This is a genomic window from Lentzea sp. NPDC102401 (genome assembly GCF_044765805.1).
Classification (GTDB): Bacteria; Actinomycetota; Actinomycetes; order Mycobacteriales; family Pseudonocardiaceae; genus Lentzea; species Lentzea sokolovensis.
Genome location: NZ_JBIWKS010000003.1, coordinates 623099 through 637974, shown reverse-complemented (window position 1 = coordinate 637974; position 14876 = coordinate 623099). Strand labels below are relative to the sequence as shown.

Sequence of the window (14876 nt, the reverse complement as noted above, 5' to 3'; positions counted from 1 at the left end):
GCCCGCCAAAAGTCGGTAATGGAGGAATCCGTGCAACTTGTCCATTTCGGCCATGCCTGTGTGCTTCTGGAGTCGGGATCGACGCGAATCCTGATCGACCCCGGCACGTTCTCGGCCGGGTTCGAAGAGGTCCGCGACCTGGACGCCGTGCTGGTCACCCACCAGCACCTCGACCACCTCGACGAGGAACGGCTGCCGGCGCTGCTGAAGGCCAACCCGCAGGCGCAGCTGATCGTGGACGAGGGCAGCGCGCCCAAGGTCGAGAACCCGACCGTCGCCCGGCCGGGTGACGTGCTCAAGGTCGGCGACATCACCGTGAAGGTCGTCAACGGCACGCACGCGGTGATCCACGAGGACATCCCGGTCATCCCGAACGCCGGTTACGTGATCAACGACGGCGCGTTCTACCACCCCGGAGACGCCCTGTTCGTGCCGGACGAGGACGTCGACGTGCTCGGCCTGCCCACCATGGCTCCGTGGATGCGCCTCGGCGAGACCGTCGACTTCCTGCGCGCTGTCCGCCCGCGGGTGGCCGTGCCCATCCACGAGAAGCTGCTGGCCATGCCCGCGTTCGCCTACGGCATGATCTCGAACCTCAAGCCGGAGGGCACCGAGTTCAGGCCGCTGACGCCAGGCGAGGAGACGGCAGTTTGACGTAGGTGGTCGGCGCGGCGTCGTGGGCGAGTGCGATGTCCACGGCGTCGAGCACGGCCTGCCGTGCACCGGGCCGGTGCAGGTCGCGCGCGTCGACGGTGATCCGGGTCAGTCCACCGCGGCGCGCGGACCTGGCGGCCGCGTAGACCAGCGCGAGCGACCGCAACTCACCGAAGCTGGTGCGCTCGGTCAGCGCGTGCAGGCGGCCCAGGGTCGCCAGGCCGCTGCCGACCTCACGGACGGCGTGCGCGTCGGCGCAGCGCTGGAACCTGTGCTTGGCCAGCGCGATCAACGTCCCGGGCGACGCCACGCAACGCCGTGGCGCGAACGTGTCGACGTTGAGCCCGATGGCGTCCATCTGCAGACGTGCGCCCGTCAGCAACAACCCGGCTTCGTAGGCCGGCAGCCGCCGTTGACCGAGGCCGTGCAGCACGACGGCGTCGCCGTGCGAGGCGCGCTGCCGCACCCATTCCTGTGCCCTGCCGAGCTCGCGAGGTGCTACGAGCAGCGACAACGGCACCTGCCGCGGATCAAGGGCCGCGGCTAGATCAGCGCATCGGTCGAGTGTCTGCGGACCGATGCCGGACAGAGAGACCACGAGCTGTGAATGCACCGTATGAGTGCGCCATGCCGTGGTGACATCCGCGTGAAAGCGGCGCTAACTCACGCCAGCCAGTCAGCGAAAGACCGGCCGGTGAGCCGCTCGTACGCCTCGACGTACCGCTGACGGGTCGCCTCGACGACGTCCGCGGGCAGCGCGGGCGGCGGAACGTCGCTCTTGCGGTCCCAGCCGGACGCGGAGGACGTCAGCCAGTCGCGCACGTACTGCTTGTCGAACGACGGCTGCACGCGACCGGGCTCGTAGCCCTCGGCCGGCCAGTAGCGCGACGAGTCCGGCGTGAAGACCTCGTCCGCCAGGATCAGCTCACCGGAGGCGTCCAGCCCGAACTCGAACTTCGTGTCCGCGAGGATCAGACCGCGCGTCAACGCGTACGCGCGCGCCTCGCTGTACAGCTCGATCGTCCGGTCGCGCAGCTTCGACGCCAGCTCGACACCGTGCTTCTCGGCGATGACGTCGAACGACACGTTCTCGTCGTGCGCGCCGATCTCGGCCTTCGAGGCGGGCGTGAAGATCGGCGGGTCCAGTTCGGACGCCTCGACCAGACCGGCCGGCAGCTCGATCCCGCAGACCGCACCGGTCGCGGTGTAGTCGGCCATGCCCGAGCCCGTCAGGTACCCGCGCGCCACGCACTCGACGTCGACCATCTTCAGCTTGCGCACCAGCAGCGCGCGGCCGCGGACCTCGGCGGGGATGCGCGGGTCGTCGTACGCGACCAGGTGGTTCGGGGCGAGCCGCTCGAACCAGAACACGCTCATCGCGGTGAGCACGCGGCCCTTGTCGGGAATCTCCGTGCTCAGGATGTGGTCGTACGCCGAGATGCGGTCGGACGCGACGAACAACAGCAGCTCGTCGTCCACGTCGTACAGATCGCGAACCTTGCCGCGGGCGACGTGCTGGTAGTCAGCGAGCGTAGGCACGCTGGTCAGCCTACGTGGCCCGAGTTTCGCAAACCGACGTACACCCCCGCACCACTACAGATCAAGGCAAAAGAAGCTTAAGGTGCACCCGTGCTCCCTAGAAAGGCCCTGTGGATCCCGGCTTTGGCAAGCTTGGGACTGCTCATCGTGCTGGGCGTGGCCGGGTGGAGCTTCGACTCCAGCCCCATTTCGTCTCCTGCCGCAGGAGGTTCGCTCACTTCGAGCACGCCCCAGTCGGTGACCATCGTCCCGACTCCGGACGGTGTCGAGATCACGGTCAAGGGGTCGTCCTCAGCGGCGACGACGACCACCACCACGAAGACCACGCAGCCGAAGCCGCCGCCCACGCAGACTCCTCCCGCCGTGCAGCAGCCGACGACCACCGAGCCCCCGCAGCAGGGACTCCTGGTCAACGAGGGCGCGCGCTGCGATCCCGAAGGCGCGAACGGCATCGGGCTGATCGGCGAGAAACTGGTGTGCCGCAAGGATCCTCAGCGTGGCGACCGGCTGCGCTGGCAGAAGGCCTAAGCCCACTCCAGCACGTCGATCTTGTCACCGACGCTGATCGTGCCGGTGCGCACGACCTGTGCCTTCATGCCGAACGTGACGCCGCCGTCGGGGTCACGCCGGTACGTCGCCAGCGAACGAATCGGCTCTGGGCCGTCCTTCAGCCCGGTCCCCTGGTCGACCATCGGCACGGCACAACGCACGCAGTCCTTGGCGTAGGCCAGTTCCACGTCACCGATCGCCGCGCGCCGAACCCGGTCCTCGGTGTGCGGTTCCGGCCAGCCGGACACGACCACGTTGGGGCGGAAGCGGTTCATCGGCACCGGTTCGCCGCCGCGTTCCAGGATGCGCTCGTTCAGGCCGTCCAATGAGGACAGCGAGAGCACCAGCAACGCGTTGCCGTCCGCGTATCCGACCACTCCGGTGGTCTCGCCGGTCGTCTCGCGGCGCAGGTCCGATGGCGTCCGCACGAGCCGCACGGACTTCCTGAGAACGTGGGAGAAGTACGCCGCGGCAGCGTCTCCCTGGTCGATTCCGGAGCCCTGCCAGGTGTGCACGACCACCGGAACCCGGGGCCCGTCGACGACGACCGGGAAGGATTCGCCGCCGATCGACAGCGAGGAGTCCACGAGGGACGGACGCAGCGCGGCCATCTCCGGAATCTTGCGCTGCGACAGGAACACGCCTTCGTCGTCGACCAGCATCATCATCCGGTCGCCGCGCAGGCCGGTCGGCTCCACGGCGGAGGATGCGACGGAGTGTCCACCGCATCCCTTGACCGGGTGGACGACCAGCTCGGACACGATCACAGAATGGGCTCCGGCTCGTAGGCCGGGTACTTGTCGACGACCGCGGCGACCTGCTCCACGATGGACGCGACCTGCGCCGACGCCACGCCGGTGAACGACAGGCGGTCGGCCAGCAGCGCGTCCAGGGCGGCCTTGTCGAGCGGCAGCCGCTCGTCCGCGGCGAGCCGGTCGAGCAGGTCGTTCTGCGCCAGGCCCTGCTCGCGCATCGCCAGCGCGACGGCCACCGCGTTCTCCTTGATGGCCTCGTGTGCGGTCTCCCGGCCGACCCCCGCGCGCACGGCGGCCATCAGCACCTTCGTCGTGCCGAGGAACGGCAGGTAGCGGTCCAGCTCACGGGCGACGACGGCCGGGTAGGCGCCGAACTCGTCCAGCACCGTCAGGAACGTCTCCAGCAGCCCGTCGAACGCGAAGAACGCGTCGGGCAGCGCGACTCGGCGGACCACCGAGCACGACACGTCGCCCTCGTTCCACTGGTCGCCCGCGAGCTCGCCGACCATCGACAGGTAGCCGCGCAGGATCACCGCGAAGCCGTTCACGCGCTCGCACGAGCGGGTGTTCATCTTGTGCGGCATCGCGCTGGACCCGACCTGGCCGGGCTTGAAGCCCTCGGTCACCAGCTCGTGCCCCGCCATGAGCCGGATGGTCTTCGCCACCGAGGACGGCGCCGCGGCGAGCTGCACGAGCGTCGAGACGACGTCGAAGTCGAGCGAGCGCGGGTAGACCTGGCCGACGCTCGTGAGCACGCGCTCGAAGCCGAGGTGACCCGCGACCGTGCGCTCCAGCTCCTCCAGCTTCTCGGGCGTGCCGAGCAGGTCGAGCATGTCCTGGGCCGTGCCGACCGGGCCCTTGATGCCGCGCAACGGGTAGCGCGAGATCAGTTCGTCGAGGCGGGAGAACGCGACCAGCAGTTCGTCGGCGCCCGTCGCGAAGCGCTTGCCCAGCGTCGTCGCCTGGGCGGCCACGTTGTGCGAACGGCCGGCCATGACGAGGTCGGAGTGCTCGGCCGCGAGGCGCGCGAGGCGGCCGAGGACGGCGGCGACCTTGGACCTGATCAGCTCCAGCGACCGCAGCACCTGCAGCTGCTCGACGTTCTCGGTCAGGTCGCGCGAGGTCATTCCCTTGTGGACCTGCTCGTGGCCCGCGAGCGCGTTGAACTCCTCGATGCGCGCCTTCACGTCGTGCCGCGTCACCCGCTCACGCGCGGCGATCGACTCGAGGTCGACCTGCTCCAGCACGCGCTCGTAGTCCGCGACCGCGGTCGCCGGGACGTCGATGCCCGCGGCCGCCTGCGCCCTCAGCACCGCGAGCCACAACTGGCGCTCCAGCACGATCTTGTGCTCGGCCGACCAGAGCGTCGCGAGCGACGTGGAGGCGTAGCGACCTGCGAGGACGTTGGCGATGCGGGGCTTCGTCACGCACTCAGATTAGTGCACCCCGCACTCACTCCCAGTTGATGGCCGGGTCGGTGACCAGGGCTGTGAGCACCCCCACGCGCACCGGCACGGTCTGCCGGAGACCGAGTTGCGTCGAGACGTTGTAGTTGTAGGCGCCGATCTTGACCGTGTACCCGCTCCGGAACGTCCGCACCACGATCGACGACGAGATGTCGGCGCCCTCGGCGAGCTCGATCTCGGTCACGACCGATCCGTCCGGCTGCTGCACCTCGTGGCACAGCACGGCGCTCTGGCAGAAGGCCGTCGCGATCGGCTGGTTCTTGCCGGCGACGACCTCCATCGAGGTCGGCCCGAGCAGGTCGGTGAAGTACACGAAACCGGAGAGCTCCGGCTCGTCTGGCCGCTTCTGCGCGTTCGACGTCGAGTACGGCGGGTACGTGCGACCGCCGGAGTGGAAGCCCGCGCCGATGTCCTTGAAGTCCGGCACCTGCTGCTCGAGCCGCTGCGCCAGCTGGTCGCCGATGCGCTGGGCCTTCTTGTCCACCGACAAGGTCGGCGGCGCGGAGGAGTTCGTCGTGGTGTCGGCGCCGAGCTGGCTGTCCCGGTCACGCGGCAGCAGGCCGGGCAGCGCGAGTGACGCGACGGCGATCATCGCCGTAGCCACGCCCACAGCGACCAGCGCTCGTCGACGACTTTTTTTCTGCTCGACCCGCCTGATCAGGGTGTCGGGGTCGAAGTCGAGCGGCGGCTCGTCCCAGACGGCCAGCAGCATTCCCTCGCGGATCTCCTGCTCACTCACGACGCGACCCTCCCCGAACTGTTGTCGAGCTTCTCCACGATGGTGCGCAGTGTCGCGAGACCGCGCGCCGTCTGGCTTTTGACCGTTCCCTCGGTGCATCCCATGGCCACCGCCACCTCGGCGACCGGCAGGTCCTCGAAGTACCGCAGCACGAGCACCGCCCGTTGCCTCGGCGGCACCTGCAGCAGCGCGGTGTGCACGAGCTCGCGCGCCCACAGCTTCGCGCTGGTCGTGTCGGGATCCACGGTGGCGTCCGCGGCGTCGGGCAGCTCCCCGTCCCGCTGCTCGGCTCTGCGCCAAGGCCTGCGCTTCTCGTCCAGCCAGGTGCGCAGCAGCACCTTGCGGGCGTACGCGATCAGGTTGTCGAGGTCCTTGATGCGCTTCCACGCCACGTACATCTTCATGAGGCTCGACTGCATCAGGTCTTCGGCTGTGTGCCAGTCGCCACAGAAGAGATACGCAGTACGTCGCAAAGACGCGGCGTTGGCTGCCGCGAATTCACGAAAGCCCTGTTCATCGGCCTTGCGCATGCGTTCCCCTCTCGCGTCCTCAACCAGGGGAACGCATGGGAGGAACGCGAGGTTGCATCAGGCGTGACGCGAAAGAGCCGAACGGAGCATCCTGGCCGCCACGCCGCGAGGGTCCGACTTCAGCTCGATGAACGAGTTGACCACAGATCCGTCCACCAATGCGATCAGCTCCTCGACCCGGTCGCTCCCGATGTCCCGGCCCGAGCGGGCGAAGACGTCGGCGATCAGCTCGCGCAGTTCGGTCGACAGCACGCGCATCAACGGCCGCAGGTACGGGCGGCGGCCGGTCGCGACGAGGCGTTCGTAGCGCAGCAGCACGGCCTCGATGTCGGTCGCGTCCTCGCCGACCAGCAGGTCGAGCATGAACTCCACGAGCACGTCGTCGGTCATCTGCTCGGGCAGCGACGAGAGCCGTCCCCGGAAGCTCGCGAGCTCGCTGCGGCCGTGGAACTCGACGGCCGCGATGATCAGCTCGTCCAGCGAGTCGAAGTAGTACGTGGTCGACGCGAGCGGCAGACCTGCGCGTTCGGCGACCGCGCGGTGCCGGACCGCGTCGAACCCGCCCTCGGAGAACAGGCCGGACGCGGCCTCCACGAGCGCCTGCCGCCTGCGCTCACCCTTGGGAGTTGCTGCCGTCATAGTCGAGCCAGAGTACTGGGCGGACGATCAGAACCTGGGGGCCAGTGCGTCCGCGAACCGCTTGGCCTGGCCTTTCAGCTCCCCGTCGCCCTCGGTGAACACGTAGAGGTCCTGGCCGCTGCCGGTCCGCACCTTCTCCGCACCGGCGGGCGCCTCGAAGGGCTGCGGCGTGACGATCGCGGTGATCGTCAGCCCGTCGATCTTGTACGCGGCCGAGCGCGAGTCGGGCGAGCAGGTCAGCGTGGGCGACACTGCGAAGTCCGGTGAGACCGAAAGCTCGTCGGCGAGGGCGTCAGCGAGCTCTCGGTCCACACCTGCGCAGCCCTGCACTGCGCTTTCACTGGCCGAAGGGCCAGTGCTTCCCGGCGTCTGCGCGTCCCCCTGCGTGGACTTGCTTTCACCGGAGAAGCCTGTAGACGGTTTCACCTCGAGTGCGGTCATCGGGGATTCTGCCGCGTTGTCACGATTCTGCCCAGAACCCGCGCTGTTCAAACTGCTCGAGTCCTGACTCACCCAGCTGTTGGCGGCGAAGACTCCGCCGAATCCGAGCACCACGACCAGGGTGGTGCCGGCGGCGATCGAGTTGCGCCTTCGCAGCGTGGCGCGGCGCGAAGCCGTGCGGACGTCACCCGCGTCGAAGGACGCCGGTGGTGCGTCCTGTGCTGCGTCGCGGAACAGGTCCGCGAGCTTCTGCTCGTCCATCTACGTCCTCCTCTCGCTGGTCACGACGCCGGTCGCAGGTCGTCGATGGCGTCACCCAGAGCTTCCCTGAGCGCTGCCAGCCCGCGCGCGGTCTGACTCTTCACAGTTCCTTCCGAGCACTTCAGCGCCTCGGCCGTGGCCGTGACGTCCAGGCCCTCGAGGAACCTGAGCACGAGCACGGCCCGTTGCCTGGGCGGAACTCTGCGCAGGCCCTTCAGCAACGCCTCGCGCGTCGCGACCGTCTCGCCGATCTCGTTGTCCGTCGTCGGCGACTCGGGCATCTCGTCGGTGAACTTCTCGCGACGCCACGGACGACGTGACTCGTCGATCACCGCGCGCACGACGGTGCGGCGGACGTAGGCGTCAAGAGCCTGCTTGTCCCGAATCTTCCGCCACCTCCTGTGCACCGCGACGAAGGCCGTCTGCGCGAAGTCGTCAGCGCGGTGCCAGTCGCCGCACAGCAGGTATGCCGTTCGGCGCACAGCCTCACGGCGAGCCACGAAGTACTCCGCGAACTCCTGCTCGTCGCGCTGATCCACGCGGACTGCTCTCCGCTCGTTCCTCGAGTTGCACTGACTGGACGGAAACTGAGGCACCAACGGTTGCACGAACCACCGGCGAGAGCTACATCACCCCCTCGGTCGTTCACCGGATGTGATGTGATCGAGCTCGTGACCCCCATCGACCTGCGCTCGGACACCGTCACCAAGCCCGACGAGGCCATGCGCCGCGCGATGGCCGCGGCCGAGGTCGGCGACGACGTGCTGGACCACGACCCGACCATGGCCGCTCTGGAGGAGCGGGTGGCCGGGTTGCTCGGGGTCGAGGCCGCGCTGTGGGTTCCCTCCGGATCCATGGGCAATCTCATCGCCTTGTTCCTGCACCTGGATCGTGGTGACCGGTTCCTGGCCCCGCTCGGCGCGCACGTGCTCGACGCCGAGCTCGGGACCGCCGCGTGGCTGGCCGGTGGGATGCCGCACGCGCTTGCCTCGATGACTCCTGAGGCCGTGGTCGCCACCGGCGGTGGTGAGTCTCCTTATTACGGGCTGCGGACCACGTTGTTGTGCCTGGAGAACACGCACAACGCTTCCGGCGGCACGGTGACCTCGGTCGACGAGCACGCTTCGCTGGTGGCGGCGGCTCGGTCGATCGGGCTGGCGGTCCACCTCGACGGGGCCCGGCTGTGGAACGCGTCCGTCGCTCTCGGGGTGCCTTTGGCGGATCTGGCCGCGGGGGTGGACACCGTGCAGGTGTGCCTGTCCAAGGGGCTCGGTGCCCCGGTCGGATCGGTGGTGGCGGGGTCCGCGTCGTTCGTCGTCGAGGCCCGGCGGGTGCGGAAGATGCTGGGTGGCGGGGTTCGGCAGGGCGGAGTGCTGGCCGCGGCGGGTCTAGTCGCCCTCGACCGGATTAATCGACTGGCCGACGATCATTCGAAAGCCGATGAATTGGCTTCCGGACTGCGGACGCTGGGCTGGGAGGTGGCCGAGCCCGCCACGAACATCGTGCTGGCGTCGGTGCCCGACCTGGACAAGACGCTGTTGTCGTTGCGCGAGGTCGGGGTTTTCGCCAGTCCCATGTCAGGCAAGGTTCGGTTCGTGACGCACGGCGACGTGGACTCGTCCGACATCGCCGAGGTGCTGCGCCGGCTTCGAGAGGACGTCTGAGATGCGCTGGATCGTGTTCGACTTCGGCGAGGTGATCAGCCAGCGGAACCCGGCGCGGCCCGCGATGGCGGCGAAGCTCGGGGTGACGCTGCAGGATTTCGAGGCGGCGTACTGGGACCGTGACGCCTACGACCGCGGCGGGTCGGACGCCGAGTACTGGAGCCGGATCGGTTCGTCGTTGGGACTGACCCTCGACGACGCCCTCGTGCGCGAGCTCACCGCCATGGACAACGCGGGCTGGCTCGACGACCCGGTGGTGGAGACCGTCGCGTTGATCGAGGACCTGGCGGCTTTGGGCGTACCGCTGGCGTTGCTGTCGAACGCGCCGTCGACGTTCGGCCGGCTGGCCGAGAAGGTGCCGTGGGCCAAGCACTTCCGGCACCTGGTCTTCTCCGGCGATCTCGGCTGCGCGAAGCCGGACGCGGCCATCTGGAAGCACACGTCGGACGTGATCGGTTCGTCGGACGTGATCTTCTTCGACGACCGCCTGTCCAATGTGGAGGGCGCTCTGATCGCGGGCTGGGACGCGCGACTGTGGACGTCAGCCGCTGTTGCGCGTGCCGAGCTCCGCACGGAGTTCGGCGATCTCGGCGCGTAGGCTCCGCAGCTCCTGCACGGTCTCGAGCTCGGCTTCCTCGACACCGCGCAGCTTCTCCACGAGCCAGCTGGCGATCGTGCCGGTGATGACACCGAGCAGCGCGATGCCACCGACCATCAACAACCCCGCGACCAGCCGCCCCTCACCCGTGACGGGATAGCGGTCGCCGTACCCGACCGTCGACATGGTGGTCAGCGTCCACCACAACGCGTCACCGAACGTGGTGATGCTGGCGTTTTCCGCGTGCCTTTCGGCGTCCAACACCGCGAGGCTCGCGCAAAACGCGACGATTACCGTCACGCCCGCGACGTAAATGCTGACCCGTTGCCTGATCTTGTGCTGGAACTTCTTGTTCAGCAGCTTCATGACCGTGATCAGCCGGAGCACCCTGAGCTGCCGCACCATCGGCAGAACAACCGCCGCAAGATCGAAGATGTGCGTTCTGAGGAATCTGATCTTGTTCTGCGCCAGGGTCAGCCGCGTGACGAAGTCCGCCGCGAACAAGGCCCAGACCAGCCACAACACGATCTCCAGAGGCACGTGCATGGCCCCGTGATCATCAAGAACCTGCCACGCGTAGGCCCCGAGGAACACCGCGGCGAGTGCCGTCAACGGCCACTCGACCTTTCGCTCCCACCGCTCAAGGCGGGCCTCGTTGGCTAACAACACCGCCCCATGGTGAGCGGTGCGTAGTCATTAATCCAGAGTCAGCGCTTGGATTTGATCGCACCGTAAGCCGCGGTGCCTGCGAGGAGTAGTCCTCCAATCACAGCGAGCCAGAAAAGGCCTTTCACCACGGCCCCGACGACGGCCAGCACGATCCAGATCGCCACCAGCCACCCGATGATCGCCCACATAGGACTCCCCTTCCTCCACCCCGTGAACGTCCGGCCGGCCGGTTTTGTTGCTTGCCGGTCGCGCCGGTCGTCCCGCTGCTGCTCGCCCGGCGCTTGATCGGTCGTCCGGCTCGGCTGCTACCCGATGCTCAGAGCCAGGCCTTCAACCGCCTGAGCGCTTCCTCGATGTCCTGCGTGGCGCCGGCGAACGACATCCGCACGAAGTGGTGCCCGTCCACGGGGTCGAAGTCGATGCCGGGCACGATCGCGACCCCGGTGTCGTCGAGCAACTTCTTGCAGAACCCCATCGAGTCGTCAGTGAGATGCCGGACGTCCGCGTACACGTAGAACGCCCCGTCCGCCGGCGCCAGCTTGTCGATGCCGAGATCCGTCAGCCCTTCGAGCAACAGGTCCCGGTTCACCCTGTACCGCTGAAGATGCTCGGCCGTCTCCGCGTACGCGTCCTCGTGAAACGCCTCAACCGCCGCGTACTGAGCCAGCGCGGGCGGACAAAGCGTGAAGTTGCCAGTCAGGCAGTCCACAGCCCTGCGCAGCCGCTCCGGCAACAACATCCACCCGAGCCGCCACCCGGTCATCGCGAACGCCTTGGAGAACGAGTTCACGACGATCGCGTCCCGCGACGTCTCCCAGGCACACCGCAGGGGCTCGCCGTAGCTGATCCCGTGGTAGATCTCGTCGCTGACCAGCTGAACCCCGTTGGCGGCACACCAGGTGGCGATCGGCTCGACGTCGGCCGTCGTCCCGGTCGGATTGGCCGGACTCGCCACGATCACACCCTTGAGCCTGGGATCGAGCATCTCGACCGTGGGCTGGAACCGCGTCTCCGGCCCGCACGGCAACTCGACGACCTCACACCCCAACGCCTTGAGGATGTTCCGGTAAGCCGGATATCCCGGCCGCGCCAGGGCAACCCTGTCGCCCGCGTCGAAAGCCGCCAGAAAGGCCAGCGTGAACGCCCCCGACGACCCCGTGGTCACCACCACGTCATCGGCCGTCACGTCCAGGTCGTACTGCCGCTTGTAATGCCCGGCGATGGCTTGCCGCAGCTCGGGAATCCCCAACTGCTCGGTGTACCCCAGCGCGTGCTCGCCCAGGGCTCGCGCCGCGGCCTCTCGCACCGGTCGCGGCGCGGGGCTCGACGGCTGTCCGGCAGCCAGGGAGATCACGTCCCCGTGCGTGCGCTGCCTCTGCGCGGCGGCGGACAGCACGTCCATGACGTGGAAGGGCGGGACGTCGGCACGGGCAGCCACGGTCAGCATGCCGCCAGGCTAACTCCCCATCACCTCTGCCCACCCTGCCTGTTCCACACCTCATCTTTCGTTCGCTCGCACCTCACCTCGGGCTTCTTCCTCCGAGGCTTCTCCACCTCAGGCTTCTCCACCTCAGGCCTCGCCACCTCAGGTCCCCACGCCCGTTCTGGCACGCCCAGATCTCCACGCCCCAGGTGCGTTCCGGCACGCTCCAAGTACCCACGCCCCAGGTCACCACGCTTACGTCCCGCGCCCCGGCCCCACATCCCGGCCCTCACACCGGGGTCGCCACACCGGGGGTCGCAGCGCCCCAGACGCCACACCTGATTCACAGCACCCATGTCTCCACACCTGGGTTGCAGCAGCCGGTCGCCACACCCGGATCGGAGCGTCTGGGTTGCAGCACGTCTGTCGCATCCCCCCGCGCTTCCGCAATATGCGGGCGCAGATAACAGTGTTTCAGGACATTCGTTACCCGTGTGGGTGTGGATAACTGAAACCCGGCACATTTCCGTCACGACATACCTGACGAAGAAGTGCCGGGTTCCGGACAAATCTCACCCGATCGAGCAGGGCTAATACCCTTGGTAGCCGCCGCCCTGGGACATCGCCTTCAGGCCGGGGTGGCCTTCGAAGCCGCCGTAGCGCGAGAACGTGTAGCGGACGCCGGCGATGATGTTGTCTACCGGATTCCAGATGTCGTCGTGGCCGGGCAGTTTGTGGGCGTTGAACGTCGAGTCGATGCATTGCATGAGGCCCTTGGAGGGCGTTCCCGCCTGGGCGTTGGAATCCCAGAGGTTGATGGCGTGCGGGTTGCCGCTCGACTCCTTCTCGATGATCTTCCAGATCTCGTCGATGTTCTCCTCGGTGACCGGAATGCCGTTGGCCTGCAGGATCTTGATGGCCTCGCGGATCCATTCCTCGACGTTGCCGGGAGGCGGGCTGCCCGAAGGCGGGCCGCCGCTGGAGCCGAGGCCGCCCATGCCGCCGCCCTCACCTCCACCGCCACCGCCGCCTCCACCGCCGGAAGCGCCGCCACCACCGCCGCCGTGGCCGGAAGCCGCGGGCGTCGAGGTGGACGTGGGCTGCGGGTCCGATGTGGACGAAGCCTTGGTCGAGTCGTCGGGCGGTGCGGTCGGGGCCCACTCGACGGGCTTGCCCGGCGCGGGGGTGAAGGACTGGATGTTCGGGTCTTCGAGCGACGAGAACTTCGGGGTCAGCGCGCCGGAGCGGCCCTTCAGGGTTCCTGCGGCGGCGTTGACTGCGCTTTCCGCTTGGGAGACAACGAGTTGGGCGTCGCTGACGGCCTCGGCGCAGTAGCTGCGGATGACGCTGTCGACGTCCTCCTGCGGCTGGCCGTGGAGTTGCTGGCGCGTCTGGCGGGCGCGGCTCAGGAGGTCTTCGCAGATGCGGCTCATCGAGGTCTTCGCGGTTTCCAACGCGTTCGCGGCCGCCTCCAGGTCGGTCGCGGCGCCGTTGAGCGCGTCGGTCATCGAGGTGCCGCACTTCGTGACGTTGCCCATGTAGGCGACGAAGCCGTCCGCGGACTTGCCTTCCCAGGCGCCGTCGAGCTGGGTCACCGACCGCTGCAGAACGTTCGTCTGGTCGCCGCATTTGCCCGCTGCCTGCTTCCAGCGGTTCGCGATGTCGCGCACGGCCTGGGGTTGCGCGGTCTCGATCTTGTCCGCGAGCGCGGCCAGGTCCGCGCCGCCGGGCAACGCCGCGACTTCGTCCATCGCGCTCACGTCACACCGCCCTCAGGGAGTTCTTGTTGACTTCGTCGACGTCCGCGACATTGGTCTGGATCGTGTCGAGCGCACCTTCGACCTTGCGCAGCACCTTCTCGGCCGCTTCGAACTCCTGAGCGCCCGCCTGGTCCATTGCGGACACCGCGCCCGAGATCGCACCGGAAGAGCCGAGTTTCCCAAAAATGTCCGGATTGCCGTACTGGCCGGAAAAGCCGTCACCGATCGCGCCGAATTGTCCGGCCTGACTGCTCACGGTCGTTCGGCACTGTTCCATGGCTTCAGTGTTGAACTTCATCGCAGCCACGCGCGCCTACCCCCTCAACGTCTACTCGCCGACCTTAGAACGAATTGCGTCAAGCGGTGCGCCGATTCGCTCTTTCGAACGACGATGCCCGCCCATCAACTTCGACGGGCGGGCACGAACGAGGGTTCCACGATCAGACTTCTTGCAGGAGCTCCCAGATCGAGGCGGCGAGCCGATGATTGTCGACCGGCGTGATGGTGCACCAGTTGCGCCCGTCGCTGCTCGGCTTGAGCTGACGGAGGTAACGCCCGTTGTGCGTGTCGTGGAAGGAAACGACGCGGCCGGCACGCTGTCCGTTGCGCTGCACGCCGAACTGCCCGCGCGTTGACATGCCGTCGAGCATCCCGGCCAGTTCCTGCGCGTCGCCGAGCCGCATTCCGCGACGCTCCAGCGTGGTGATCATCCGTTGCGCGTCCAGCCCGACGTCCTTGGCAGCGGCCACGAGTTCGTCGTAGGGCGCGCTGATCGACCGTCCGAAACCGGCGGGCATCTCCCCGGCGACCGACACAGCGGCCTCGGCGAGCGCCGTGCCCCGAGCCTCGATCAACCACATCTCGTCGCGATCCCGCACCGCCAGGATCGCTTCATCTCCGATGGCCGCAGCCAGTCCGGTGATCTGCCGGTCGGCCCAGATCCACAGGTCGATCGCCACCTGGTGGTTCGCCAGCAACGCGAACCCGTCGGCGAGCTCGGGCACGACCCGGCCGTTGCGGGCCAGGCCGCGCGCCTCCAACGACTCCCAGGCCCTCTTCACCACCTCGGACTTCTCGGTGTGGGTGATGGAGGGAATCCGCGTGTCGAGCGCGACGTGCGCGGCCGGGAGGCGCTGCGCCTCCCAGACCACGGCGAACTCCACTGTGGACAGAACCACAGAACCTGGTG

At 68.0% G+C, this 14876-nt stretch carries 19 protein-coding genes; 4 read left to right on the top strand and 15 right to left on the bottom strand.

Going from position 1 to position 14876, the window contains the following annotated elements; genetic code table 11:
* Positions 1–30 precede the first annotated feature (30 nt).
* The gene (locus ACIRG5_RS13810) at positions 31–654 is read left to right on the top strand and encodes an MBL fold metallo-hydrolase (protein WP_402904530.1); all 624 of its coding nucleotides are present in this window, start codon (positions 31–33) and stop codon (positions 652–654) included.
* Here the strand turns inward: ACIRG5_RS13810 and ACIRG5_RS13805 are convergent.
* Together ACIRG5_RS13805 and ACIRG5_RS13800 are read right to left on the bottom strand one after the other, a co-directional pair.
* A complete protein-coding gene (locus ACIRG5_RS13805; protein WP_402904528.1) occupies positions 617–1267 on the bottom strand; it encodes a DUF2334 domain-containing protein in 651 nt (216 codons plus the stop codon). The two genes, ACIRG5_RS13810 and ACIRG5_RS13805, sit on opposite strands and share 38 nt — an antisense overlap.
* 50 nt (positions 1268–1317) lie before the next feature.
* Positions 1318–2193, bottom strand: coding sequence for a phosphoribosylaminoimidazolesuccinocarboxamide synthase (locus ACIRG5_RS13800; protein WP_402904527.1), 876 nt, complete (start codon positions 2191–2193; stop codon positions 1318–1320).
* 90 nt (positions 2194–2283) lie between these two features.
* Here ACIRG5_RS13800 and ACIRG5_RS13795 point away from each other — a divergent pair, with 90 nt between their 5' ends.
* Positions 2284–2721 carry a hypothetical protein gene (locus tag ACIRG5_RS13795; protein WP_402904525.1) on the top strand — a complete coding sequence of 146 codons (438 nt, stop codon included), beginning with the start codon at positions 2284–2286 and terminating at the stop codon, positions 2719–2721.
* Here ACIRG5_RS13795 and ACIRG5_RS13790 read toward each other — a convergent pair.
* From ACIRG5_RS13790 to ACIRG5_RS13760, 7 genes are read right to left on the bottom strand one after another with little or no spacing between them, the layout of a single operon-like run.
* Positions 2718–3503: an MOSC domain-containing protein gene (locus tag ACIRG5_RS13790; protein ID WP_402904523.1), complete on the bottom strand. Its 786-nt coding sequence runs from the start codon at positions 3501–3503 to the stop codon at positions 2718–2720. The genes ACIRG5_RS13795 and ACIRG5_RS13790 overlap by 4 nt on opposite strands.
* 2 nt (positions 3504–3505) lie before the next feature.
* A complete protein-coding gene (gene purB / locus ACIRG5_RS13785; RefSeq protein WP_402904522.1) occupies positions 3506–4924 on the bottom strand; it encodes an adenylosuccinate lyase in 1419 nt (472 codons plus the stop codon).
* 25 nt (positions 4925–4949) lie between these two features.
* Positions 4950–5702 (bottom strand): hypothetical protein, encoded by a 753-nt coding sequence (locus ACIRG5_RS13780; protein ID WP_402904520.1) that lies wholly within the window; start codon positions 5700–5702, stop codon positions 4950–4952.
* Positions 5699–6232 carry a SigE family RNA polymerase sigma factor gene (locus tag ACIRG5_RS13775; RefSeq protein ID WP_319976610.1) on the bottom strand — a complete coding sequence of 178 codons (534 nt, stop codon included), beginning with the start codon at positions 6230–6232 and terminating at the stop codon, positions 5699–5701. Before ACIRG5_RS13775 ends, ACIRG5_RS13780 begins: the two co-directional genes overlap by 4 nt.
* Positions 6233–6289: 57 nt before the next feature.
* Positions 6290–6871: a TetR family transcriptional regulator gene (locus ACIRG5_RS13770; protein ID WP_319976609.1), complete on the bottom strand. Its 582-nt coding sequence runs from the start codon at positions 6869–6871 to the stop codon at positions 6290–6292.
* A gap of 27 nt (positions 6872–6898) precedes the next feature.
* Positions 6899–7573: a hypothetical protein gene (locus tag ACIRG5_RS13765; protein ID WP_402904518.1), complete on the bottom strand. Its 675-nt coding sequence runs from the start codon at positions 7571–7573 to the stop codon at positions 6899–6901.
* Between the two features lie 20 nt (positions 7574–7593).
* On the bottom strand, positions 7594–8112 hold the full coding sequence (locus ACIRG5_RS13760) for a SigE family RNA polymerase sigma factor (protein ID WP_093595689.1): 519 nt from the start codon (positions 8110–8112) through the stop codon (positions 7594–7596).
* Positions 8113–8295: 183 nt separating this feature from the next.
* On the opposite strand from ACIRG5_RS13760, the gene ACIRG5_RS13755 reads away from it, so the two are divergent.
* Together ACIRG5_RS13755 and ACIRG5_RS13750 are read left to right on the top strand one after the other, a co-directional pair.
* Positions 8296–9237, top strand: coding sequence for a threonine aldolase family protein (locus tag ACIRG5_RS13755; protein WP_402904930.1), 942 nt, complete (start codon positions 8296–8298; stop codon positions 9235–9237).
* Between the two features lies 1 nt (position 9238).
* Positions 9239–9835, top strand: a complete 597-nt coding sequence (locus ACIRG5_RS13750) for an HAD-IA family hydrolase (protein ID WP_402904516.1) — start codon at positions 9239–9241, stop codon at positions 9833–9835.
* Here ACIRG5_RS13750 and ACIRG5_RS13745 read toward each other — a convergent pair.
* The 6 genes from ACIRG5_RS13745 to ACIRG5_RS13720 form a co-directional block, all read right to left on the bottom strand.
* Entirely contained in the window at positions 9779–10504 is a 726-nt protein-coding gene (locus tag ACIRG5_RS13745; protein WP_402904514.1) for a potassium channel family protein, read from the bottom strand. The genes ACIRG5_RS13750 and ACIRG5_RS13745 overlap by 57 nt on opposite strands.
* 38 nt (positions 10505–10542) lie before the next feature.
* A complete protein-coding gene (locus ACIRG5_RS13740; protein ID WP_166049133.1) occupies positions 10543–10692 on the bottom strand; it encodes a hypothetical protein in 150 nt (49 codons plus the stop codon).
* A gap of 128 nt (positions 10693–10820) precedes the next feature.
* Positions 10821–11951, bottom strand: coding sequence for a pyridoxal phosphate-dependent aminotransferase (locus ACIRG5_RS13735; protein WP_402904512.1), 1131 nt, complete (start codon positions 11949–11951; stop codon positions 10821–10823).
* A 566-nt stretch (positions 11952–12517) separates the two neighbouring features.
* Entirely contained in the window at positions 12518–13678 is a 1161-nt protein-coding gene (locus tag ACIRG5_RS13730) for a transglycosylase SLT domain-containing protein (RefSeq protein ID WP_402904510.1), read from the bottom strand.
* Positions 13679–13688: 10 nt separating this feature from the next.
* The gene (locus ACIRG5_RS13725) at positions 13689–13994 is read right to left on the bottom strand and encodes a hypothetical protein (protein WP_402904508.1); all 306 of its coding nucleotides are present in this window, start codon (positions 13992–13994) and stop codon (positions 13689–13691) included.
* Positions 13995–14127: 133 nt separating this feature from the next.
* Positions 14128–14865, bottom strand: coding sequence for an ESX secretion-associated protein EspG (locus tag ACIRG5_RS13720; protein ID WP_319976602.1), 738 nt, complete (start codon positions 14863–14865; stop codon positions 14128–14130).
* Between the last annotated feature and the right edge of the window lie 11 nt (positions 14866–14876).

Bases quoted from the DNA above. Each gene is read 5' to 3' on its own strand.
- ACIRG5_RS13770 (WP_319976609.1), bottom strand. From the start codon at position 6,871: ATGACGGCAGCAACTCCCAAGGGTGAGCGCAGGCGGCAGGCGCTCGTG.
- ACIRG5_RS13775 (WP_319976610.1), bottom strand. From the start codon at position 6,232: ATGCGCAAGGCCGATGAACAGGGCTTTCGTGAATTCGCGGCAGCCAAC.
- ACIRG5_RS13750 (WP_402904516.1), top strand. From the start codon at position 9,239: ATGCGCTGGATCGTGTTCGACTTCGGCGAGGTGATCAGCCAGCGGAAC.
- ACIRG5_RS13730 (WP_402904510.1), bottom strand. From the start codon at position 13,678: ATGGACGAAGTCGCGGCGTTGCCCGGCGGCGCGGACCTGGCCGCGCTC.
- ACIRG5_RS13735 (WP_402904512.1), bottom strand. From the start codon at position 11,951: ATGCTGACCGTGGCTGCCCGTGCCGACGTCCCGCCCTTCCACGTCATG.
- ACIRG5_RS13755 (WP_402904930.1), top strand. From the start codon at position 8,296: ATGCGCCGCGCGATGGCCGCGGCCGAGGTCGGCGACGACGTGCTGGAC.
- ACIRG5_RS13765 (WP_402904518.1), bottom strand. From the start codon at position 7,573: ATGGACGAGCAGAAGCTCGCGGACCTGTTCCGCGACGCAGCACAGGAC.
- ACIRG5_RS13740 (WP_166049133.1), bottom strand. From the start codon at position 10,692: ATGTGGGCGATCATCGGGTGGCTGGTGGCGATCTGGATCGTGCTGGCC.